A 20707-nucleotide genomic window follows, 5' to 3' on the forward strand; every position below is an offset into this window, starting at 1 on the left:
AATGTGCAAACCGGCACGAAGATCTCTGTAGCAGGGCACGGTCTCCTGATCACATGGGCGCTTGTGGGTGGGTGGCTCAATCCCGAGCCGTTGCCATTCCAAAGTCAGGATGTGTCAATTATCTCGGCTGAGGAGTTTGCCCGGTTGAGCGAGCAGCAAGCGGCACCTGAAGTGGCCGAAGAACCTGTTGCGCCGCAAGAACCCGCTGTCACGGAGAGCACACCTGCAATTCCGGAGCGTCCAACGCCGACGCCAGAGCCACCCGTGCAGCCAGAGCCGATTGAAACACCGGCAGAAGACGCAGAGGCAGAACCGCCTGCGCCAGAACCTGTGCCAGAGGTGCCGAGCATCATACCCGATGCGCCGGATGTCCCCGAGATTGTGACCGATCTGCCGCAGACAGCAGAGCCTGAAACCGCGCAGCAAACGGATCGCGTTGCGCCGGAGCCCGTGCGCCCACCCGACCCCGACACGCAAATTTCCGATGTGGTGCAGGAAGAGGTTGCACCTGATGCGGGGGCTGAAGCCAATCAACCGGTTCAAGAAGCAACCGCCCCCGAGGCGGCCAGCGACCGGATCGTAACTGAGGCCGAAGCAGATGATGCTGAACCCACAGCCCCGTTGGCCAGCGTCCGTCCAAGAACGCGTCCGAATCGCCCGCAGCCTCAGCCTGAGGCTGAAACGCAAACCGCTGCACGCGAAGAAGAAACGACTCCGTCGCCGGAACCAAACCCGGAGGTTGAGAGTTCTGCAGTGGATGATGCGCTGGCTGAGGCGCTGGCGGGATCGGGCGAAGTGGAAGCACCAGAGCCTTCTGGTCCACCTATGACGCGGGGAGAGAAAGATGCGCTGCGGGTCGCGGTGTCGCAATGTTGGAACGTTGGCTCATTGTCCAGCGAAGCATTGCGCACATCTGTCGTCGTTGGTGTTACGCTCTCTCGTGAAGGTATGCCGGATATCGGTTCAATTCGCATGCTGTCCAGCTCCGGCGGATCTGACAGCTCAGCAAAGCAGGCCTATGAGGCCGCGCGCCGCGCAATCATCCGCTGTGGATCAAGAGGATTTGATCTTCCGGCTGACAAATATGCGCAGTGGCGTGATATTGAGATGACATTTAATCCCGAAGGAATGCGGATCAGATGAGAAACGCGATAGCGACAGTACTCCTTGGCCTTGCGATGCTGCTGCCCGTTGGGGCGGTGCAGGCACAGGACGGGCCGCTCAGGATTGAGATCACCGATGGGGTGATTGAGCCGTTACCCTTTGCGGTGCCCGATTTCATCGCCGAATCTCCTGCGGCGGCGCAATACTCGGCAGATATTGCCCGGGTGATTGCAGAGGATCTGGTCGGCTCAGGCCTGTTCCGTGAGATCCCCAAAGTGGCCTATATCTCGCCCTACACAGACTTTGATGCGGCGGTGAATTTCACCGACTGGAAAGCGATCAACGCACAGGCGCTGATTACCGGTTCGGTCAGCCTGTCCGGCAACCGGATCACCGTGCGTTTCCGCGCCTATGATGTGTTTGCCGGGCAAGAACTGGGGTCGGGCCTGCAGCTTTCCGGTACCACCGATGGCTGGCGTCGCATTGGTCACAAGGTGGCGGATACGATCTATTCGCGCCTGACCGGGGAGAGCGGATATTTTGACAGCCGTGTTGTCTTTGTCTCGGAAACCGGCCCGAAGGATGACCGCAAGAAACGCCTTGCCATCATGGATTACGACGGGGCCAACGTGCAGTATCTGACCAATTCTGCGTCGATCGTGCTTGCCCCAAGGTTCTCGCCCACCGGTGACCGGGTGCTTTATACCAGCTATGAGAGCGGCTTTCCGCAGATCCATGTTCTGGATGTGGGGCGGGTGCAGCGCCGGATTTTGTCGGCAGGGAACGGCTCCATGAGCTTTGCGCCCCGATTTGCGCCCAATGGCCACACCATTGTCTATTCTCAATCCGCAGGTGGGAATACGGACCTGTTCTCGATGGATATCAACTCGGGCAACCCTCAGCGGCTGACCAGTGCGCCCTCGATTGAGACCGCTCCATCTTTCTCGCCCGACGGAAGTCAACTGGTGTTCGAGAGCGACCGTTCAGGGACCTCGCAGCTTTATGTGATGCCGGTGTCCGGGGGCGAAGCAAAGCGGATCAGCTTTGGACAGGGGCGCTATGGCACTCCGGTCTGGTCCCCACGCGGCGATTACATCGCCTTTACGAAACAGAACGCGGGCCGTTTCCATATCGGCGTCATGCGTACAGATGGTAGCGAAGAGCGTCTTTTGACCGCATCGTTCCTTGACGAGGGGCCGACGTGGTCGCCCAATGGCCGGGTCATCATGTTCACCCGTGAAACCCAAGGTGCCAGCGGTCAGGCGCGGCTGTATTCGGTGGATATTTCCGGGCGTAACCTGAAACCCGTAAAAACCCCGGACGGCGCATCTGACCCGTCTTGGTCCCCGTTGCAAAACTAATGAACCGCCCGACCGCATACCACGCGTGCAAGCCCGTGGCGCGGTCGGGTACAATGTGCTAACACTTCGGTAAGAAATGTCCGATCACACGAGGCGATTTCAAATGAGCGGTATCAATAAAGCAATCCTTCTGGTCGCGGGCCTCGCCCTTGCGGCCTGTTCTGATGCACGTTGGGATGACACCAACGCTGGCAATGGCGGCACTGGCATCGGTGGCGGTAGCACGGCAGACCCGTCCAGCCCGGCCTATTTCCGCGAAGCCATCGGCGATCGCGTGCTGTTCCTCGTAGACCAGTCCAGCATCTCGCCGGAGGCGCAGGGGATCCTTGACGGTCAGGCGCGCTGGTTGACGGCCAACCCGGCCTATGTGGTGACCATCGAAGGCCACGCGGATGAACGCGGCACCCGTGAATACAACCTCGCGCTTGGCGCGCGCCGTGCGAACTCTGCACGCGAATACCTGATTTCTCAGGGCGTCGCAGCCAGCCGTATTCAGACGGTCTCCTACGGCAAAGAGCGCCCGATCGAGATTTGCTCTGAACAAAGCTGCTACAACAAAAACCGTCGCGCGGTGACCGTGCTGGCGGGTGGCGCAGTGAGCTGAGACGGATGAGTAACTTGCGGCAGATCTTGCTGGCGTCGGCGCTGATTGCGGTCAGCGCCATCCCCGGCGTGGCGCAGGACAGGGAGCAAACCTTGGCGGATATCCGTCAGGAGTTGACGGTTCTGCATGTGGAAGTACAGCGTCTCAATCGGGAGCTGTCGACTACGGGCGCGCCGTCCGCGTCGCTGGCAGGGTCGTCCGTTCTGGATCGCGTAACGGCGATTGAGGCGGAGCTGCAAAGGCTTACGGCCAAGACGGAACAATTGCAGCATCGCGTCCAGAGCATTGTCAAAGACGGCACCAACCGGATTGGCGATTTAGAATTCCGTCTTGTCGAACTGGAAGGCGGAGACCTGTCAAAGCTCGGAGAGACCACCACCCTGGGTGGTGATGTCGAGGGAGAGACGGATACTGGACAGGCAACATTGCCCGCCACTGGCGGCGAGAGTAGTGCGCTCCCGGGGGGCGGTGAACTCGCCGTTGGTGAAGAGGCCGACTACAAATTGGCGATGAGCGATCTGGAAGCTGAAAATTATCAGGCCGCTGCGGATCGGTTTGCGAATTTCAAGCTTGCCTACCCGGGAAGCCCGCTGACCGCCAAAGTAGATTTTGGTCTTGGCAAGGCGCAGGACGGGTTGGGTGACACCCGCGAAGCTGCGCGTTCCTACCTAGCGGCTTTCACCGGTGATACCGCTGGCGCCATTGCACCCGAAGCTTTGTTCGAACTGGGCGCTGCGCTTGGGCGTTTGGGACAGACCGATCAGGCTTGCATCACGCTGGCAGAAGTCGCCGTACGCTTCCCCAATGATCCTGCGGTGACCGCTGCAGAGGCGGAGCGGTCTAAACTGGCGTGCTCCTGACGCCGACAGAAGAGGCCCTGATCGCTGAGATCAGGGCCCGTATCGGTGTATTGCCCTCAAAGCTCGGCATCGCTGTCTCCGGTGGCAGCGATTCCGTTGCGTTGATGCATTTGCTAGCGGCACTGGCGCGCAAGAGCGGTGCAGACCTTGCGATCGCCACTGTGGACCATGGCCTCCGTACCGATTCGCTGATCGAGGCACGAGGGGTCGCACAGCAGGCCGCAGATCTCGGGTTGTCGCATGACATTCTGACATGGCAGCATCCTGCTCAATCTGGGAATCTTCAGGCCGAAGCCCGCGCCGCCCGCTATCGATTGCTAGGGGAGTGGGCGACTGCGCGTGAAATTGAAGCGGTTGCTGTCGGCCATACCGCAGACGATCAAGCCGAGACTTTTTTGATGCGTTTGCGGCGCGCCTCTGGTGTGGCCGGCTTGTCCGGTATGGCATCGCGCCACCATCGGGACGGCATCGAGATTTTGCGTCCCTTGCTCGGAGTTCGTCGCAGCGATCTGCGCGCTTACCTGACTGCCCGTGAAATCAACTGGGTCGACGATCCTTCCAATCTCGATATGAAATTTGAGCGCGTCCGCGTTCGCGATGCACTGAAAGCACTGGAACCTATTGGCCTGACCGTAGACGCATTGACGGCGGTGGCTGACAATATGCGGATGGCTGATGATGCCCTTGAGGCCGCGATGCGAGCGGCAGCCGCGACGCTTGGACAGGTGCGTCTGGGCATGGTTGTGCTTGATCATACAGGCTTTACCACCCTTGACGATGAATTGGCCCGCCGCATGCTGCTGGCAGCAATCGCATATGTGAACGGTGCAGAATACCCGCCACGACGCGCGCCAGTTCTGGATGCATTGCAGGCTTTGAAAGACGGCCGTGGCGTGACCTTGCAAGGCTGCCAGATCGTCATTCGCGGTAGTCAGATCTGGATCGGCCGTGAGTATGCGGCAGTGCGTCAAGTCGGTCTCTCGTATTTGCCAAGCGCCAGCAAACATATTTCGTGGGACGCGGCGTGGGCAATTTCCGCACCACAGGATTGGACGCAGCAGGTGGAGATTCGCGCGCTTGGTGAAGATGGGCTCGTCTCAATCGACGATTGGCGTCAATATGAGGCCCCGCGAGAGCTGCTAAAGTCGCTCCCGTCGGTGTGGCAGGATGCGAACTTGATCGCCGTTCCACCGCTTGAGGAGCGCTCAGACTGGGCTGCTGCGGCAATCCGACGGCCCGAGACATGGGAACGACCCGCTTTATCGCATTGAACCTGACCAAATCATCCTTATTTTAGGTGCAACTGATGGTCGTCGCGTGCTAGTGCCGTGGCGTCCTTGGAATTCTTGGGAGAGCCATTTTGGGCAACGCACGCAATATCGCCTTCTGGGTAGTTCTGTTCCTGCTCGTTGTGACCCTGTTCAATCTGTTCAGCGGGTCCGGCAGCACACTACAGAGCCGCGAGAAGACTTATTCGGAATTCGTGACCGCCGTTGACGGTGGAAACGTCAGCACTGTGACGCTGGATGGCGAACAGGTTCGCTACACGACTTCCGATGGCCAGAGCTACACCACGATCAAGCCGGGAGACGCCGAAGTCACCCAGATGCTGATCGACAACAACATTCCCGTGCGCGCGGAAAAACAGCAGCAATCGACCTTCCAGTCGTTCCTGCTGACTCTTCTGCCGTTCCTGCTGCTGATCGGTGTCTGGATCTATTTCATGAACCGCATGCAGGGCGGCGGCAAAGGCGGTGCCATGGGCTTTGGCAAGTCCAAGGCCAAGATGCTGACCGAGAAGCATGGTCGCGTCACCTTTGACGATGTCGCTGGCATCGACGAGGCCAAGGAAGAGCTGGAAGAGATCGTGGAATTCCTGCGCAACCCGCAGAAATTCTCCCGTCTCGGCGGCAAGATCCCCAAAGGTGCGCTGCTTGTGGGCCCTCCGGGCACGGGTAAGACACTGCTGGCGCGCGCGATCGCGGGTGAGGCCGGTGTGCCGTTCTTCACCATCTCCGGCTCCGATTTTGTCGAGATGTTCGTCGGTGTTGGTGCAAGCCGCGTGCGCGACATGTTCGAGCAGGCCAAGAAGAATGCGCCCTGTATTGTCTTTATCGACGAGATCGACGCCGTGGGCCGTCATCGTGGTGCCGGTTATGGCGGCGGCAATGACGAGCGTGAACAGACCCTCAACCAGTTGCTGGTTGAAATGGACGGTTTCGAGGCCAATGAGGGCGTCATTATTCTGGCGGCAACGAACCGCAAGGATGTGCTCGATCCGGCCCTGCTGCGTCCCGGTCGTTTTGACCGCAACGTGACCGTCGGCAACCCCGACATCAAAGGTCGCGAGAAAATCCTCGGTGTGCACGCCCGCAAAACACCGCTGGGCGCCGACGTGGACCTGCGCATCATCGCACGTGGTACCCCCGGTTTCTCCGGTGCGGATCTGGCGAACCTGGTCAATGAGGCCGCGCTGATGGCCGCGCGTGTCGGGCGCCGCTTTGTCACCATGGAAGACTTCGAGAACGCCAAGGATAAGGTGATGATGGGGGCGGAGCGCCGCTCCATGGTCTTGACCGCCGATCAGAAGGAAAAGACCGCATACCACGAGGCAGGGCACGCCGTTGTGGGGCTGAAACTTCCCGAGTGCGATCCGGTCTATAAGGCGACCATTATTCCCCGGGGCGGCGCGCTTGGTATGGTGGTGAGTCTGCCAGAAATGGACCGCCTGAACTGGCACAAGGATGAATGTGAACAGAAGCTGGCGATGACCATGGCGGGCAAGGCCGCCGAGATCATCAAATACGGCGAAGGTCACGTCTCCAACGGTCCCGCAGGCGACATCCAGCAGGCCAGCCAGTTGGCCCGAGCGATGGTGTTGCGCTGGGGCATGTCCGACAAGGTCGGCAATATCGACTACGCCGAAGCGCATGAGGGCTACTCTGGGAATACCGCCGGGTTCTCCGTCTCTGCCAACACCAAGGAACTGATCGAGGAAGAGGTGCGCCGCTTCATCGAGGACGCCTACAAACGTGCATATCAGATCCTGGAAGAGCACAAAGACGAGTGGGAGCGTCTGGCGCAGGGTCTTCTGGAATATGAAACCCTTACCGGAGAAGAGATCAAACGTGTAATGAACGGTGAGCCGCCGCAGGCGGACGATGACGCCGATGATGATGCGGATACCGGAGCGACTTCTGTCACGGCAATTCCGAAGGCCAAGCCTAAGAAATCCCCGCCCGAAGGGGATATGGAGCCGGAGCCGTCTTCGTAACGGCAGGTCTCTGTGTGTGATGAATGAAGAAATAGCCGCAGCGTCCCTGCGGCTATTTCGTTTTGCAGCGAAGGCGCCATTCACTTCGGCGTGAGCGTTGTCACTAAACTGTCACATGGGCCTTGAAACTGAACCACGCAGTTCAAATTTACATCAGAAGCTTTTCTATTTCTGGTGCGTTCATGCATTCAAACACGACCCATGTGGCGACTGGCTCTCAGGCAGGTCATGCGACAAAAATCATTTCTGCGCCGGTTGCGTTTTCAGCATTGATTGCTGCTAGCGTCGGATTTGCAGTTTTGGCGACTGCTTTCTATTACACGCCTTTTCACTCTGGCTTGCATGAGGACGGCCCGGTTGAGAAAGTCTCAGCCGCGCTCTGGGCGCTGTGCGCAATCATGGTGTTCTATTTTGCCACGCTATCCGCACTGCGAAAGCACTGGCAGGTTCCGATGTTGTTCTCGCTATTGTGCGCCCGCGAGTTGGATTTCGACAAGCGGTTCCTAAGCGAAGGCATTTTGCAGCTACGCCTCTACTCGGGGGATGCGCCGCTTTGGGAGAAGACCATCGGCGGACTTGTCATTCTCTTGGTGCTGATCGTGCTGTGGCGATTGCTACGGGTAAATGTGCCCATTCTGATGACGGGCCTGCGGCATCTGAGTGCATGGGCATGGGGCGGCGTCTTCGCTGTTGGTTCCATCGTTGTGGCCAAGAGCATCGACGGCATCGGGCGTAAATTTGCGGATTTCGGTGTGACGCTCGATCCGCAGCTTATAGAGACCGCGATGGTCTATGAGGAGCTGCTGGAGCTCTTCGCTGCGGCAATTGTGGCATGGTCAATCTGTCTCGTTGGAGCGCAAATTTGGCGAGATAAGAAAGCATGATCACGCCTTGTTGTCGGTGAAACTTTGTCTAGACTGCCCGCATATTTCGACAGCAGAAAGACAGCGACATGCCCGTATTACGTGAAACCGAGTTCTTGGGTGAGATTACTTGGTTGGGCATGGTTCCCGCAAATGCCGGTATTCAAGCCGAGGCCCGCGACATGTTGGACTTCGGTTTCAGCGGTGTTGCGGGTGAGCGGCACGAAGGAGCCCAGCGGCCGTCCTGTGTGCGGGTGAAAAATCTCTACACACCCGGCACCGAAATTCGTAACACCCGTCAGGTGACCATTGTTTCTGAGGAAGAGCTTGCTTTGATCGCCGCGGATATGGGCTTGGCGCAGCTTGATCCGCGACATCTGGGAGCGACCATCGTGTTGCGTGGCATCCCCGACTTTACCCATGTGCCGCCAGCGGCCCGACTGCAGGGGTCTGATGGGGTGACGCTTACGGTTGATATCGAGAATCGCCCTTGTGTCCTGCCGGGTCGGGAGATTGAGAAAGATCACACCGGGTTTGGACCAAAGTTCAAGACAGCAGCCGAGAATCGGCGCGGTGTCACCGCATGGGTTGAACGTCCCGGACAGCTGAAACGCGGCGATAGCCTGCGCCTGTTTGTGCCCGATCAACCAGCCTGGGTCGGCGAGCACTGAAGACCCCGCATGGCATCTCGGCCTGTTTCGATAGTTTCGGGAAAAGGGCCCGCGACGTTCTGGATCGCAATTATGTCGGAAACCAATGGCGCGGTTTGTTTCAGACTCGCTAATCGTAGAGTCATTCTCGGTGTCCGCCACCGGGCCCTGCAACTCCACATCTAGGAAACTAGGCTATGAGCTATAAGAGTGACATTGAGATCGCCCGCGCGGCGAACAAGCTCCCGATTCAGGAAATCGGCGCCAAATTGGGTATGAAAACCGAAGACCTTCTGCCCTATGGCCACGACAAGGCGAAGGTGAGCCAAGAGTTCATCAACTCCGTGCAGGGCAATCAGGATGGCAAGCTGGTCCTTGTGACCGCGATCAACCCGACGCCAGCGGGCGAGGGTAAGACCACCACCACCGTGGGTTTGGGGGATGGCCTGAACCGCATCGGCAAAAACGCGATGATCTGCATCCGTGAAGCGTCCCTCGGGCCGAACTTCGGCATGAAGGGCGGCGCAGCCGGTGGCGGCAACGCGCAGGTTGTGCCCATGGAGGAAATGAACCTCCACTTTACCGGCGACTTCCACGCGATCACCTCCGCTCACTCGCTGCTGTCGGCCATGATCGACAACCACATTTACTGGGGCAACGAGCAGGAAATCGACATCCGCCGCGTTGCATGGCGTCGTGTGGTCGATATGAACGACCGCGCCCTGCGCCAGATCACCGCGTCGCTCGGCGGTGTGTCCAACGGCTTCCCACGCGAAACCGGGTTTGACATCACCGTGGCCTCCGAGGTCATGGCGATCCTCTGCCTGGCAAACGACCTGAAGGATCTGGAAAAGCGTCTCGGCGACATCATCGTGGCCTATCGCCGCGACAAGACCCCGGTCTATTGCCGCGACATCAAGGCCGAAGGCGCGATGACCGTGCTCCTGAAGGACGCGATGCAGCCGAACCTCGTGCAGACTCTGGAAAACAACCCCGCCTTTGTACACGGCGGCCCGTTTGCCAACATCGCACATGGTTGTAACTCTGTCATCGCGACCAAGACCGCGCTGAAAGTCGCCGACTATGTTGTTACCGAGGCGGGCTTTGGTGCCGATCTTGGCGCTGAAAAGTTCATGAACATCAAGTGCCGCAAAGCGGGCATCGCTCCATCTGCGGTGGTGGTTGTCGCAACTGTACGCGCAATGAAAATGAACGGTGGCGTGGCCAAAGCCGACCTTGGTGCGGAAAACGTCGATGCGGTCAAAAACGGCTGTGCGAACCTTGGCCGCCATATCGAGAACGTCAAATCCTTTGGCGTGCCGGCGGTTGTCGCGATCAACCACTTCGTCACCGACACCGACGCAGAAATCAACGCGGTGAAGGAATACGTGGCCTCCCACGGCGTTGAGGCGGTTCTGTCCCGTCACTGGGAGCTTGGCTCTGAGGGCTCTGCACCGTTGGCGGAAAAAGTGGTTGAATTGGTCGAAGGCGGCACCGCGAACTTTGGTCCGCTCTATCCGGACGAAATGCCGCTCTTTGAGAAGATCGAAACCATCGCCAAGCGCATTTATCGCGCCGACGAGGTTCTGGCTGATGCCAAGATCCGCAACCAACTGAAAGAATGGGAAGAGGCGGGCTACGGTCATCTGCCGGTCTGTATGGCGAAGACCCAGTATTCCTTCTCGACTGATCCGAACCTGCGCGGCGCACCCACTGGTCACTCCGTTCCGGTGCGTGAGGTACGTCTTTCGGCAGGTGCTGGCTTCATCGTGGTTGTCTGCGGCGAGATCATGACCATGCCGGGTCTGCCACGCACCCCGGCGGCGGAAAGCATCCGCCTAAACGAAGAAGGTCTGATCGAAGGCTTGTTCTAAGGCTCGAAATGGGCAATCTGCGGCCCGGGGCAAATGCCTCGGGCCGCAGGAGTTTTGAAAGAGAGATGACCCACCGCAAACCGCCGCAAGACTGCGCCGACATGTCCGAACTGCGTCAGGCGATCGATGCCATCGACGTGGAGTTGGTAAAACTGCTTCGGGACCGCGCCGATTACATTGATCGTGCCGTGACTCTGAAACAGGCAAATGGATGGCCTGCGCGTATCCAGTCTCGGGTGGAGGAAGTCATCGCTAATGCGTGTCGCGTGGCCGAGGCCGAGGGCCTTGATCCTCAGCTGGTCGAACGCATTTGGCGCGATATGGTGGATTGGTCGATTTCGCGTGAGGCGCGTGAAATCCCCGAGACTTGAGCTGACCCACCCCTGAGGTCGGCACCCTGAGAAGGATTGATACAATGGCAGCAGAAATCATCGACGGTAAGGCCTTTGCGGCCAAGGTCCGCGGTCAGGTGGCCGAACATGTGACCCGCCTGAAAGAAGAGCACGGCATCACCCCCGGTCTTGCTGTTGTGCTGGTGGGTGAAGATCCCGCCTCTCAGGTCTACGTGCGTTCCAAGGGGAAACAGACCGTTGAGGTCGGTATGAACTCTTACGAGCACAAGCTGGATGCCGACACCTCAGAGGCAGATCTGCTGGCACTGATCGGCCAGCTCAATAACGACGCGTCAGTGCATGGTATTCTGGTTCAATTGCCGCTTCCTAAACATCTGGACGAGGATCTGGTGATCAACTCCATCGCGCCGGAAAAGGACGTCGATGGCTTCCACATTTCGAACGTGGGTCTGTTGGGCACCGGGCAGAAATCCATGGTGCCCTGTACGCCGCTTGGATGCTTGATGATGTTGCGTGACCATCATGGGTCTCTGTCTGGCATGGATGCGGTTGTTATTGGGCGTTCCAACATTGTCGGTAAACCAATGGCGCAGCTCTTGCTGGGCGACAGCTGCACCGTAACGATTGCCCACTCGCGCACCAAGGATCTGCCGGACGTGGTGCGTCGTGCGGATATCGTTGTGGCCGCCGTCGGCCGACCCGAGATGGTGCCGGGCGATTGGATCAAGGAAGGTGCGACCGTTATCGACGTAGGCATCAACCGGATTGATGCGCCTGAGAAAGGCGAGGGTAAGACCCGCCTTGTCGGGGACGTGCACTACGAAAGCGCAGCCGCTCGTGCCGGGGCGATCACCCCGGTTCCCGGTGGCGTTGGGCCGATGACCATCGCGTGTCTGCTGGCCAATACGGTGACTGCGTGCTGCCGCGCGAACAACCTCGCGGAGCCTGAAGGGCTGACGGCATAAATCGGAGCCAGATCGCTCAACGCTAAACTCCCGCCGGATGCACCGAGCGGGAGTTTTTGTTCAAATGTGCGCGCAATGGGGTCGCTAATCAGAGTGCGACGGGGACCATAGTGCCTTGCAGTATGGCGATGAGCTTCTCTTCTGCGTCCGTAATCGCGTGGACTTCGGCGGTTACGACAATCAATCGACGACCAGGTTTGATCACACGGCCCGTCGCGCGCAGGTAATCCCCAGTGCCGGGCGCAAGTAAGTTGATCTTGATCTCGGCCGTCATGACCTCGTGATCATTCGGCATTTTTGTGAGTGCCGCATAGCCTGCGGCAGTGTCGCCAAGCGCGAACGTGAGCGCAGCATGGGCAACTCCGTGTTGTTGGCGACTGCCGGGCAGAACCGGCGCAGTGATTTGCACTTCACCTTCTGTGACGCGCGTTAGGTCTGCACCAAAGGTTTGCATCATGCTCTGTTTGGCAAAGCTCTGACGGATACGTGTTTCCATTTCCTGCCCCTGTGTTTTCAACTGCTGACCTTATCGATCAAAGAGCAGGAGGTGGCGCATAACGTTGCGACCACCCTGCGTGCACAATGAAGGGGCTTACTTCACGATCACCTCATCCTTGACGAACATATTCGCCCAAGCGCGATCTATCAGTTCCGGCGACATCTGATAGGGGATGCCCTCAAATTCACAGATCGAAATCATTTGGTCGATCAGGAACACAGGCTGATAGTTCGCATAGACGTTGTTGATGGTTGGATACTTGGTCTTGAGGAGGTGCACCAAGGCGGCCTCGTCCAGCGGCATGCCTTTCTTGCGGGCCACCATCGCAAAGATCTTGAGAAAGTTTTCCTGATCCGGGCCGTCGATTTTGATCTTGAAGAAGATCCGGCGCAGGGCCGCTTGGTCAAAGATCTCGTTGGGATGGAAGTTGGTGGAGAAGATCACCAATGTATCAAAGGGGACTTCGAACTTTTCGCCCGATTGCAGAGCAAGAATATCCTTGTTTTCTTCAAGCGGCACAATCCAGCGGTTGACCAGCGCTTGTGGGCTTTCTGCCTGACGACCAAGGTCATCGACGATAAAAATACCGCCAGTGGATTTGAGTTGCAGCGGTGCCTGATAGGTCCGTGCGGTCGGGTTATAGACGAGATCCAACATCGACAGGGACAGCTCACCACCGGTGACCACCGTGGGACGCTCACAGCAAACATAGCGTTCGTCAAAGCGGCGGCGCTTTCGCAGGGCGTTGGGGTCCTCGGGTTCGGCTTCGACTTCGGTGTGGACAATCGGATCGTAGACCGTGATGACCTGCCCCGCATATTCAATGGCGCGCGGGACATAGACCCGATCGCCAAGCGCATCGCGAATACCGTTGGAGATGGAGGATTTCCCGTTGCCCGGCGGGCCATACATCAAGATGGAGCGACCCGCGCTGACAGCGGGGCCGAGGTGATCCAGCAGGCTATCCGGCAGGATTAAGTGGCCCATCGCGGATGTAAGCTGCTGGCGTGTCACCATAATATTGCGGATCGACTGGCGTTTGACCTGCTCGCGGTAGACATCCAAGGGGACCGGCATTGCGCCAAAATACTCCGACTGTGACAAAGCATCCAGCGCGCGTGCCTTGCCTGCGTCGGTCAGTTGATAGCCCATCTCATTGCCGGAGTTGGCGTTGAGTGTCCCTGTGGCTTCGAGGAGCTTTTGCTCACGCGCCATGTCCACGAGTTCCTGCGTGACCGAGGTGGGCAGGCAGATCGCGCTCGCCAGTTCGGTTACCATGTCAATGTTCTTGCGGAACATCGTCTTAAGCAGGATATCCCGCATCATCACCAATGGCAGGCGCATTTCTGCCAGCCCTTTGGGGGCAGGGGGTGACATGACGGTCAGGTTCTGCATGTTCATTGGGCGAGCCTCTTTCGCGCGATCAGGACGGCGCAGCCGTCGTTCAGGTCTTGGAAAGAGAATATTCAATACTGTGGCAAGACCACGGCAGGCCTGCAGCATTTCCGCGAAGGACCGAGGTGATTTTCAGGAAATTTCCGCCATATGCGCGGGGTGCGGAGGCTGGTTTAGATCGTCACAAATGCAGCAAGGCAGAGGTAGATCGCAAGCGTTGCACCGAGGCACAGACCCATCGGAAATTTGACGCCGACGTTCCAGCTTTGCCAGTCGGGCGCGAGGCGTCGTAACGGGGTGTGGCGGGCGAGGCGATGTGCCAAGAAGCCCGACAAAAGCGCGGCGGCAAAGATAATGATGATCAGTTTAAGATCGGCAAACGCCATGTAAGGCGCTGCTGCACCAGCAAATTTCGCGTCCCCCGCACCAACAAGGCCGCTGGCGTAGAAAAGATATCCGATGGCGATACCCGCAGGCAGATGCAGCAATTGCCAGCCGTAATCTGCCCAAGTTGGCATCACGAGTAAGCCAAGGATGATGTAGATCAGCGCAAGCGTATCCACGGTCCAATTGGGGATGCGCATGCTTCGCAGATCCGTGAGGGCCACCACGTAGCACAACGGTAAAACAAAAGGCAGGAACCACAAAGCAGCCTGAGGTGGGAAATGCATTTGCTCAGGCTCCGATCAGCCGTTTTCAAGCGCTTCCAGGGCGCGTGCGGCGGCATCGAAATGCTGCGGGTGGGTCTCAATCGCTTCGCGCAACAGGCCCTCGCCTGTGCTGACATCCCCCTGTTTCACCGCAGAAAGCGCCATTGTGTGCAATAGCTGTGCCCGTTCCGTCTGCGTCATGCTGATGACGGGTAGGCTGTAATTGCGCTGTGCACCCCGTGCGAGCACAAGGTTGTTTTTTGCTGTGAACAGGTTTGGGTCCTGACGCAGTGCTTCGCCAAAGAGCCGCTCTGCGCCGCTGTAATCGCCGCGTGTGAGCTTTGAGTAACCCCAGTTGTTGAATACGCCTGCAGGTTTGGTCGTCAGACCGACCGCAGTGTCATAAAAACTGTCGGCCGCTTTCCAATTCTGTTCGGAATCGGCGATCATCGCTTCGAGACGGTAGCGTTTGAAGGTCTCATGCGTCGGTGGCACAGTATCGAGCACCTTGCGGGCCTTCTCCCATTCATTGTTGCGAATGAGCGCATCGGCCAGTTCCACACTGTCGGCGCTTTGCGCGTCAGGCAGGTCGACAACGCGCTGCCATGCGGCTGCGGCCTCGGTGTAGCGTTTGGCGCGAATGAGCGAAGCGGCAAGACCACGGTTCAGATCAACCCGATCAGGCGACTGCTTTACGCTGCGTTGAAAATAGGAGACGGCCTCGTTCGGATCAGCGCTGTTCAGCACCACACTGTTGAGGTTGCTTTCATCGACGACATTGACGTCCTGAAGCGCGCGATCGACGGCTTCTTTGTCAATTTCCTTGCTGCAAGACGCAAGGGCCAGCGCCCCGATCAGCCCTGCGGACAATAGAACCATGTGGCGCATTTTGCTGCGTCCTCTTCTGCTCTGCCTCTGGCGTTACGGTGTCGTTTCGATGCGGTATACGCCGCCACCTTTTCGCACCAGTTTATCTTGTTCGCCTGTGGCAACACTATGCCCTGTGTTGTCAAGATTTTCGAGTGCGAGGCGCAAATTATCGCGGATTGCGTCACTTTGGCCATTGTCCAGCGCATAGGCGCGGCGCAGTATCTGTTCGGCCTCGGCGTATTTGCGTTGTTCCAGCAAGACCGTGCCCAGATTATTGAGTGCTTCGGGCCATTGTGGTTCTTTGTCGACCGCTTGACGCAGTAGGGTTTCTGCCTGCCCAAGCCGTCCCAGACCGAGACTGGCTGAGCCAAGCCCCGAAAGAACTTCTGCGGTGAGACCCTCTTCTAATGCGGCACGATTGAACGCATCCATGGCGAGTTCATATTGACCCGCGGCGAGCAATCTATGGCCGACTTCCAAACCGCTGACAGTGTCGCCACGCCGGTCAACACCGGGCGCCCATACGCCATCGGAGCCAACGGGAGAAAGTCGTTCACCTTGTCCCGACACACAAGCCGCCACCAGCGCGACGGCACTGATGGCGGCTGTGGGTGAAACAAGGCGAATGAGGTAATGGCGCCTGTTTCGAAAGTTCATTGTGCGAGGCCTATTTTCCTATGTTTCCCAGCCCCTGGACAGAAGGCGCAATCAAGATTGCCAGCAGAGGCGGAACCGTAAGGCCCATTGTGGCAAGGGTCATTTTCGTTGGCAACTTGTTTGCGGCCTCCTCGGCGCGCATCACGCGCTTGTCACGCATTTCCCCGGCATAAACCCGAAGGGCATCCGCGATCGATGTACCAAAGGCCGCCGACTGGATCATGACAGTGACAAAGGATGCCACATCCTGCACGCCACAACGGGTGCCCATGTCTCGCAGCACCTTATCCTTTTCCTTACCGGCCTTCATTTCGTAAGCGACAATCTCGAACTCTTCTGCCAGTTCGGGATAGGATGCACGCAGTTCCTTACCGACGCGCACAATGGCCTGATCAAGCGATTGCCCTGCTTCGACACAGACCAGCATCATATCAAGTGCGTCAGGGAAGGCGCGGGTAATGGCTTGTTTGCGTTCCTCAATGCGCCGCGTGATCCAGTAGCGTGGCAGGTAGTAACAGGCAGCACCCGGACCAAGCACACGCATCGCCATTTGGTTCGTGGTATAGTCCACATCTGCATTCATCACATAGACGAAGAACAACCCAAGGGCCAAACCGCTTAGACCCAACGCAAACTGCAGGAAGTGGAACAGGCGCACCGCATCCTTGGACTGATAGCCCGCCTGACGCAGTTTCAGCTGCATCGCTGACAGTTCTTCGGCGTCTTGTGGTTCCAGAAAGTTTGCAAACTTCTGGAGCTGTTCGTTGCGGTTTGCCTGGCGCAGGCGCTCGTTCTGAGGTTTGGCGCTATGGTTGGATGCCAGATCCCGCTGTAGTTTCTTGAGCGGATCTTCCGGTTGGTTGAGGGCGAAAACAACCGCGACGATGATCAAAACCAAACCGATAAAGCCAACGGCCAGAAGCGGCCCGAAATCGCCAAGGTAGTGGATCAACAAGTCCTGCATATAGGTCAACGGGTTCATAGCTGCCTCCTCAGACCTGAATATCTGTCAGCTTGCGCATCACAAAGATGTTCGCTGTGAGCATGCCGCCCACAATGAAACAAGCTGGCATAAACCACGGATGGTCGAGCACCGAGTCGTAGTAATGCGGATCCATCACCAATGTGCCGCCAAGCGTAAACAGCGGGAAACCCGACAAGAACTTGCCCGACCACTGTGCTTCGGCGGTGATCGCTTTGACACGGCGGAACAGACGGAACCGGGCGCGGATCACTTTGGCCAACCCGGCCAAAACCTCGGCGAGGTTACCACCTGATTGCTGTTGAATGGTCACGGCCACGGCGAGGAACCGCAAGTCCTGCATGTCGAGACGTTCAGCCATTTCTTTGAGGGCTTCACCCACGTCACGACCATAGGAGCATTCATCTGCGATGATCCCGAACTCTGTCGCCAAGGGGTCGTCGACTTCTTTGGCCACGATTTGCACCGCCGACGAAAACGGATGCCCAACCCGCAGTGAGCGGACCATGAGCTCCACCCCATCCGGGAGTTGTTCTTCCAATTTGGCCATGCGTTTTTTGGCTTTGGAGTTTACCCAGAAAAACACTGCGCCAACGCCGATGATGACTGATCCAAGCACTTTGACTGGTAATGCGGCCTGTGTGCCGATGCTCAGTCCCACAAATGCAACCGCGCACAATACACCCATGATCATGATCAACTGAACAGGTGTAAACGCGATGGCCGCCTTTTGCGCTTTTTCTGCCAGCAGCGAATAAAGCGGGATGGACTGTGAGTTCAGGTGTTGCTGCATTTCCTTGCGGAGTTGCTCCAACACTTGTTCGCGGTTGCCACCCTTTTCCAGCATCTCCAGACGGCGGTTCACCCGGCTGTTGAGGCTGATGGATTTGCCGAACGCGACCAGATAGATGCCCTCGACAAGCACCAGAACGCCGATAAAGATCAGCCCGTAGATGAGTGGCTCAATCCCAAATTCCATCAGCGTGTCTCCATCACGGTTGGCTCATAGATCGACGACGGCAGGTCGTAACCCCAGAGGCGGAAGCGCTCGGAGAAGTGGCTGCGCACACCTGTCGCGGTGAAATGGCCGATAATCTTATTGTCTGGTGTCAGACCAACGCGCTGGAACCGAAAGATCTCTTGCATCGAGATCACATCCCCCTCCATCCCGGTGATTTCGGTGATCGAGGTCATCCGACGCGACCCATCCTGCAGACGCGAGGCCTGCACAATCAGGTTCACAGCCGATGCAATCTGGCTGCGCACGGCTTTGATCGGCATCTCGATCCCGGCCATTGCGATCATGTTTTCCAGACGCGAAATACCATCGCGGGCAGAGTTGGCGTGGATCGTGGTCATTGACCCGTCGTGGCCGGTGTTCATGGCCTGCAACATGTCGATTACCTCAGCGCCACGGGTCTCACCCACGATGATCCGGTCCGGGCGCATCCTGAGAGCGTTCTTCAGACAGTCGCGCGGGGATACTTCCCCCTTGCCTTCGACGTTGGGCGGGCGGCTTTCCATCCGGCCCACATGGGTCTGTTGCAATTGAAGTTCCGCTGTATCCTCAATCGTCAGGATACGTTCCGCGTTGTCGATAAAGCTCGACAGCGCATTGAGTGTTGTCGTTTTACCCGAGCCAGTACCACCAGAGACAATGACGTTCAGGCGGGTCGACACGGCCGCCTGAAGATAGGCCGCCATTTCTTCTGTAAAGGCACCGAAGTTGACCAGATCATCAATCTTCAGCTTGTCCTTTTTGAATTTCCGTATCGACACCAGCGAGCCATCCACCGCAATAGGCGGAACCATGGCGTTAAAACGCGAGCCATCCTGCAGACGGGCGTCAACGTAAGGGTTGGACTCATCGACACGACGTCCCACGGCTGAGACGATCTTGTCGATGATCCGCATCAGGTGCTTTTCATCCTTGAAGGTGATGTCGCTGAGTTCCAGCTTGCCGCCACGTTCGATGAAAATCTGTTGCGGGCCGTTCACGAGAATATCAGAGACGGTATCGTCTTTCAGGAGGGTCTCAAGTGGACCCAGGCCTGTCACCTCGTCATAGAGTTCTTTGATAAGCTGCTGACGGTCCTCGCGGTTGAGAACAATGCTCTTTTCCTGCAGGACTTCACCAGAAATCGAAGCGATCTCTCCGCGCAGCTCCGCCTCAGAAGCTTTTTCAAGTGCTGCGAGATTCAGGTTTTCCAGCAATTCCCGGTGCAGATCGATCTTGATCTCACTTAGCCGCTCTTTGCGCTTGCGGTCACGATCCTGCGGGGCAGGGGCGGCGGCAGTGCGCTGATCCGGGCGGCGCAGGATCGTTTTGACTCCTGCTGCCGGGGCGCCGGGGCTTGCAGCCGGTTTTGCGCTCGCGGCCGGGGGTGGAGCGGCAGGGGCGGGGCTTTGCTTCTTGTACTTGGAAAACATGTCGATACCTTCAGGTGCGCACGCGTGGCGGCTTAGGCGGCTTCGGCTTCTGCACGTCCCAGTTCATGCAAGTTTTTCGCCAACTTGGCGATTTCCTTGCGCAATGGGTTCTTGGGCGCAGAGATCGCCAGCGGTTGCCCGTGATCACAGCTGTGCAGAATGGTTTTTCCACCATCCGGCAGTTGCACGTCGATAGAGATGCCAAGACTTTCAGCGAGGCGCTTAACCCGGCTTTTGCCGTTCAGGTCGGTGAATTTCGGAGCGCGGTTGAGCAAGAAACGCAGCTTCTCAAACGGCAGATCCTCAGATTGAAGAGCCCGTTTGACCCGAAGTGCATTTTGCGCCGAACGCATATCCAACTCGATCATGGCAAAGTAGACATGCGCGAGGTTCAGCACCGTTTCAGTCCACTGCACCATCGTGTGCGGCATGTCGATCACCACGAAATCGAAGTGGCTTCGCGCCATTTCGACCACGCGCAAAATATCTTCGGGCGTGATGAACTCCAGCGGCACCATGTCGGCGGGAGACGTCAAAACCTGCAGCTTATCCTGAAATGACATCAGAGACTGACCAAAGATATCTTCATCCATGGCTTCGGTTTCGCTCAACATCTCCATGACTGCTTCGCGGCGCGGCAGGTCAAGGTATGTCGAAACCGAGCCTGTTTGCAGATCCAGATCGAGCAGGCACACAGATGGGCGCTCGGTGGTGTTGAGTTCGGCCAACTCCCACGCAAGGTTCACGGCAAATGTCGATGCTCCGGTACCCCCCGCAAGGCCCTGTGTCACAATCACCGCGCCTTCGCGTTGGCTGTCAGCATGTAGCTTGTGCGCGCGTTGCGGTGCCGCTGCGGGTGCGGCGCTTTCGGCGGGTTCACGCAGGCGGTCAATTGCCGCCGCGAGTTCCTGTTCCGGGAGCGGGTAGGGGATGAACTCATCTGCGCCCTGACGCAACAACTTGTGCAGCGCTGCGGGGGTGACGTCCTCTGCGACAAGGATCACCTTGATGTTTCGCGATTTCGCTTGAGTGATGATTTCCGTCATCAACGGCAGGTTTTCTTCATCCTCCGCATCGATGGCAAGAGCCACGAACTCAAGGGCTTCGGCCTCGGATTGATAGAAGAAAGCCAGTGCTTCGGTAAAGCCAAGGTCGCCCCAAGCTTCGCCCATAGCAGATTCCATATCCTCGATCAGAAGATCGAAGTTCTGAACGTCCCGACTGATTGTACAGGCTGCGATCGGCACAGCCTCCGTTTGCGAAATCCCACTTGTCATCGCCAGTATCCCCACATTGTTTGGCCCCGGCACCCAGCC

At 57.9% G+C, this 20707-nt stretch carries 20 protein-coding genes; 11 read left to right on the forward strand and 9 right to left on the reverse strand.

From position 1 onward, the window contains the following. The first annotated feature begins 3 nt into the window (after positions 1-3). From UB90_RS07375 to folD, 11 genes are all read left to right on the forward strand, one after another. A complete protein-coding gene (locus UB90_RS07375; RefSeq protein WP_065324497.1) occupies positions 4-1143 on the forward strand; it encodes an energy transducer TonB in 1140 nt (379 codons plus the stop codon). Beyond that, positions 1140-2465 (forward strand): Tol-Pal system beta propeller repeat protein TolB, encoded by a 1326-nt coding sequence (gene tolB, locus UB90_RS07380; RefSeq protein WP_065324291.1) that lies wholly within the window; start codon positions 1140-1142, stop codon positions 2463-2465. Before UB90_RS07375 ends, tolB begins: the two co-directional genes overlap by 4 nt. A gap of 103 nt (positions 2466-2568) precedes the next feature. Continuing rightward, a complete protein-coding gene (gene pal / locus UB90_RS07385; protein ID WP_005628003.1) occupies positions 2569-3069 on the forward strand; it encodes a peptidoglycan-associated lipoprotein Pal in 501 nt (166 codons plus the stop codon). 5 nt (positions 3070-3074) lie between these two features. Beyond that, positions 3075-3929: a tetratricopeptide repeat protein gene (locus tag UB90_RS07390; protein ID WP_050774601.1), complete on the forward strand. Its 855-nt coding sequence runs from the start codon at positions 3075-3077 to the stop codon at positions 3927-3929. After that, complete coding sequence (tilS, locus tag UB90_RS07395) at positions 3920-5200, forward strand: tRNA lysidine(34) synthetase TilS (RefSeq protein ID WP_065324292.1); 1281 nt, start codon at positions 3920-3922, stop codon at positions 5198-5200. Before UB90_RS07390 ends, tilS begins: the two co-directional genes overlap by 10 nt. Before the next feature lie 89 nt (positions 5201-5289). Beyond that, positions 5290-7203, forward strand: a complete 1914-nt coding sequence (gene ftsH / locus UB90_RS07400) for an ATP-dependent zinc metalloprotease FtsH (protein ID WP_005628012.1) — start codon at positions 5290-5292, stop codon at positions 7201-7203. 182 nt (positions 7204-7385) lie between these two features. Further along, a complete protein-coding gene (locus UB90_RS07405) occupies positions 7386-8087 on the forward strand; it encodes a hypothetical protein (RefSeq protein ID WP_227512050.1) in 702 nt (233 codons plus the stop codon). Between the two features lie 68 nt (positions 8088-8155). After that, the gene (locus UB90_RS07410; protein ID WP_065324294.1) at positions 8156-8737 is read left to right on the forward strand and encodes an MOSC domain-containing protein; all 582 of its coding nucleotides are present in this window, start codon (positions 8156-8158) and stop codon (positions 8735-8737) included. 176 nt (positions 8738-8913) lie between these two features. Next, complete coding sequence (locus UB90_RS07415) at positions 8914-10590, forward strand: formate--tetrahydrofolate ligase (RefSeq protein ID WP_009178184.1); 1677 nt, start codon at positions 8914-8916, stop codon at positions 10588-10590. Between the two features lie 65 nt (positions 10591-10655). Next, positions 10656-10961 (forward strand): chorismate mutase, encoded by a 306-nt coding sequence (locus UB90_RS07420; protein WP_193600238.1) that lies wholly within the window; start codon positions 10656-10658, stop codon positions 10959-10961. Positions 10962-11005: 44 nt separating this feature from the next. Further along, positions 11006-11908 carry a bifunctional methylenetetrahydrofolate dehydrogenase/methenyltetrahydrofolate cyclohydrolase FolD gene (gene folD / locus UB90_RS07425; RefSeq protein ID WP_005628026.1) on the forward strand — a complete coding sequence of 301 codons (903 nt, stop codon included), beginning with the start codon at positions 11006-11008 and terminating at the stop codon, positions 11906-11908. Positions 11909-11996: 88 nt separating this feature from the next. Here the strand turns inward: folD and UB90_RS07430 are convergent, their stop codons facing one another. From UB90_RS07430 to UB90_RS07470, 9 genes are all read right to left on the reverse strand, one after another. Beyond that, entirely contained in the window at positions 11997-12404 is a 408-nt protein-coding gene (locus UB90_RS07430) for a PaaI family thioesterase (protein ID WP_065324295.1), read from the reverse strand. 96 nt (positions 12405-12500) lie between these two features. After that, a complete protein-coding gene (locus UB90_RS07435; RefSeq protein WP_065324296.1) occupies positions 12501-13808 on the reverse strand; it encodes an ATP-binding protein in 1308 nt (435 codons plus the stop codon). A 167-nt stretch (positions 13809-13975) separates the two neighbouring features. Further along, on the reverse strand, positions 13976-14473 hold the full coding sequence (locus UB90_RS07440; protein WP_065324297.1) for a prepilin peptidase: 498 nt from the start codon (positions 14471-14473) through the stop codon (positions 13976-13978). 15 nt (positions 14474-14488) lie between these two features. Then, on the reverse strand, positions 14489-15340 hold the full coding sequence (locus UB90_RS07445) for a tetratricopeptide repeat protein (RefSeq protein WP_065324298.1): 852 nt from the start codon (positions 15338-15340) through the stop codon (positions 14489-14491). Between the two features lie 33 nt (positions 15341-15373). Next, positions 15374-15979, reverse strand: a complete 606-nt coding sequence (locus tag UB90_RS07450; RefSeq protein ID WP_065324299.1) for a tetratricopeptide repeat protein — start codon at positions 15977-15979, stop codon at positions 15374-15376. Positions 15980-15989: 10 nt separating this feature from the next. Further along, positions 15990-16961 (reverse strand): type II secretion system F family protein, encoded by a 972-nt coding sequence (locus tag UB90_RS07455; protein WP_065324300.1) that lies wholly within the window; start codon positions 16959-16961, stop codon positions 15990-15992. A gap of 10 nt (positions 16962-16971) precedes the next feature. Then, positions 16972-17940 carry a type II secretion system F family protein gene (locus UB90_RS07460; protein ID WP_009177888.1) on the reverse strand — a complete coding sequence of 323 codons (969 nt, stop codon included), beginning with the start codon at positions 17938-17940 and terminating at the stop codon, positions 16972-16974. After that, positions 17940-19391 carry a CpaF family protein gene (locus UB90_RS07465; protein ID WP_065324301.1) on the reverse strand — a complete coding sequence of 484 codons (1452 nt, stop codon included), beginning with the start codon at positions 19389-19391 and terminating at the stop codon, positions 17940-17942. Before UB90_RS07465 ends, UB90_RS07460 begins: the two co-directional genes overlap by 1 nt. A 32-nt stretch (positions 19392-19423) precedes the next feature. Then, positions 19424-20668, reverse strand: coding sequence for an AAA family ATPase (locus UB90_RS07470; protein WP_009177561.1), 1245 nt, complete (start codon positions 20666-20668; stop codon positions 19424-19426). Between the last annotated feature and the right edge of the window lie 39 nt (positions 20669-20707).

Origin of the sequence: Tritonibacter mobilis (genome assembly GCF_001681715.1) — a bacterium.
Taxonomy (GTDB): domain Bacteria; phylum Pseudomonadota; class Alphaproteobacteria; order Rhodobacterales; family Rhodobacteraceae; genus Epibacterium; species Epibacterium mobile.

Coding starts and splice junctions, on each gene's coding strand:
- tolB (WP_065324291.1), top strand. CDS start 1,140: ATGAGAAACGCGATAGCGACAGTACTCCTTGGCCTTGCGATGCTGCTG.
- pal (WP_005628003.1), top strand. CDS start 2,569: ATGAGCGGTATCAATAAAGCAATCCTTCTGGTCGCGGGCCTCGCCCTT.
- UB90_RS07390 (WP_050774601.1), top strand. CDS start 3,075: ATGAGTAACTTGCGGCAGATCTTGCTGGCGTCGGCGCTGATTGCGGTC.
- UB90_RS07405 (WP_227512050.1), top strand. CDS start 7,386: ATGCATTCAAACACGACCCATGTGGCGACTGGCTCTCAGGCAGGTCAT.
- UB90_RS07410 (WP_065324294.1), top strand. CDS start 8,156: ATGCCCGTATTACGTGAAACCGAGTTCTTGGGTGAGATTACTTGGTTG.
- UB90_RS07415 (WP_009178184.1), top strand. CDS start 8,914: ATGAGCTATAAGAGTGACATTGAGATCGCCCGCGCGGCGAACAAGCTC.
- UB90_RS07420 (WP_193600238.1), top strand. CDS start 10,656: ATGACCCACCGCAAACCGCCGCAAGACTGCGCCGACATGTCCGAACTG.
- folD (WP_005628026.1), top strand. CDS start 11,006: ATGGCAGCAGAAATCATCGACGGTAAGGCCTTTGCGGCCAAGGTCCGC.
- UB90_RS07430 (WP_065324295.1), bottom strand. CDS start 12,404: ATGGAAACACGTATCCGTCAGAGCTTTGCCAAACAGAGCATGATGCAA.
- UB90_RS07435 (WP_065324296.1), bottom strand. CDS start 13,808: ATGAACATGCAGAACCTGACCGTCATGTCACCCCCTGCCCCCAAAGGG.
- UB90_RS07440 (WP_065324297.1), bottom strand. CDS start 14,473: ATGCATTTCCCACCTCAGGCTGCTTTGTGGTTCCTGCCTTTTGTTTTA.
- UB90_RS07445 (WP_065324298.1), bottom strand. CDS start 15,340: ATGCGCCACATGGTTCTATTGTCCGCAGGGCTGATCGGGGCGCTGGCC.
- UB90_RS07450 (WP_065324299.1), bottom strand. CDS start 15,979: ATGAACTTTCGAAACAGGCGCCATTACCTCATTCGCCTTGTTTCACCC.
- UB90_RS07455 (WP_065324300.1), bottom strand. CDS start 16,961: ATGAACCCGTTGACCTATATGCAGGACTTGTTGATCCACTACCTTGGC.
- UB90_RS07460 (WP_009177888.1), bottom strand. CDS start 17,940: ATGGAATTTGGGATTGAGCCACTCATCTACGGGCTGATCTTTATCGGC.
- UB90_RS07465 (WP_065324301.1), bottom strand. CDS start 19,391: ATGTTTTCCAAGTACAAGAAGCAAAGCCCCGCCCCTGCCGCTCCACCC.
- UB90_RS07470 (WP_009177561.1), bottom strand. CDS start 20,668: ATGACAAGTGGGATTTCGCAAACGGAGGCTGTGCCGATCGCAGCCTGT.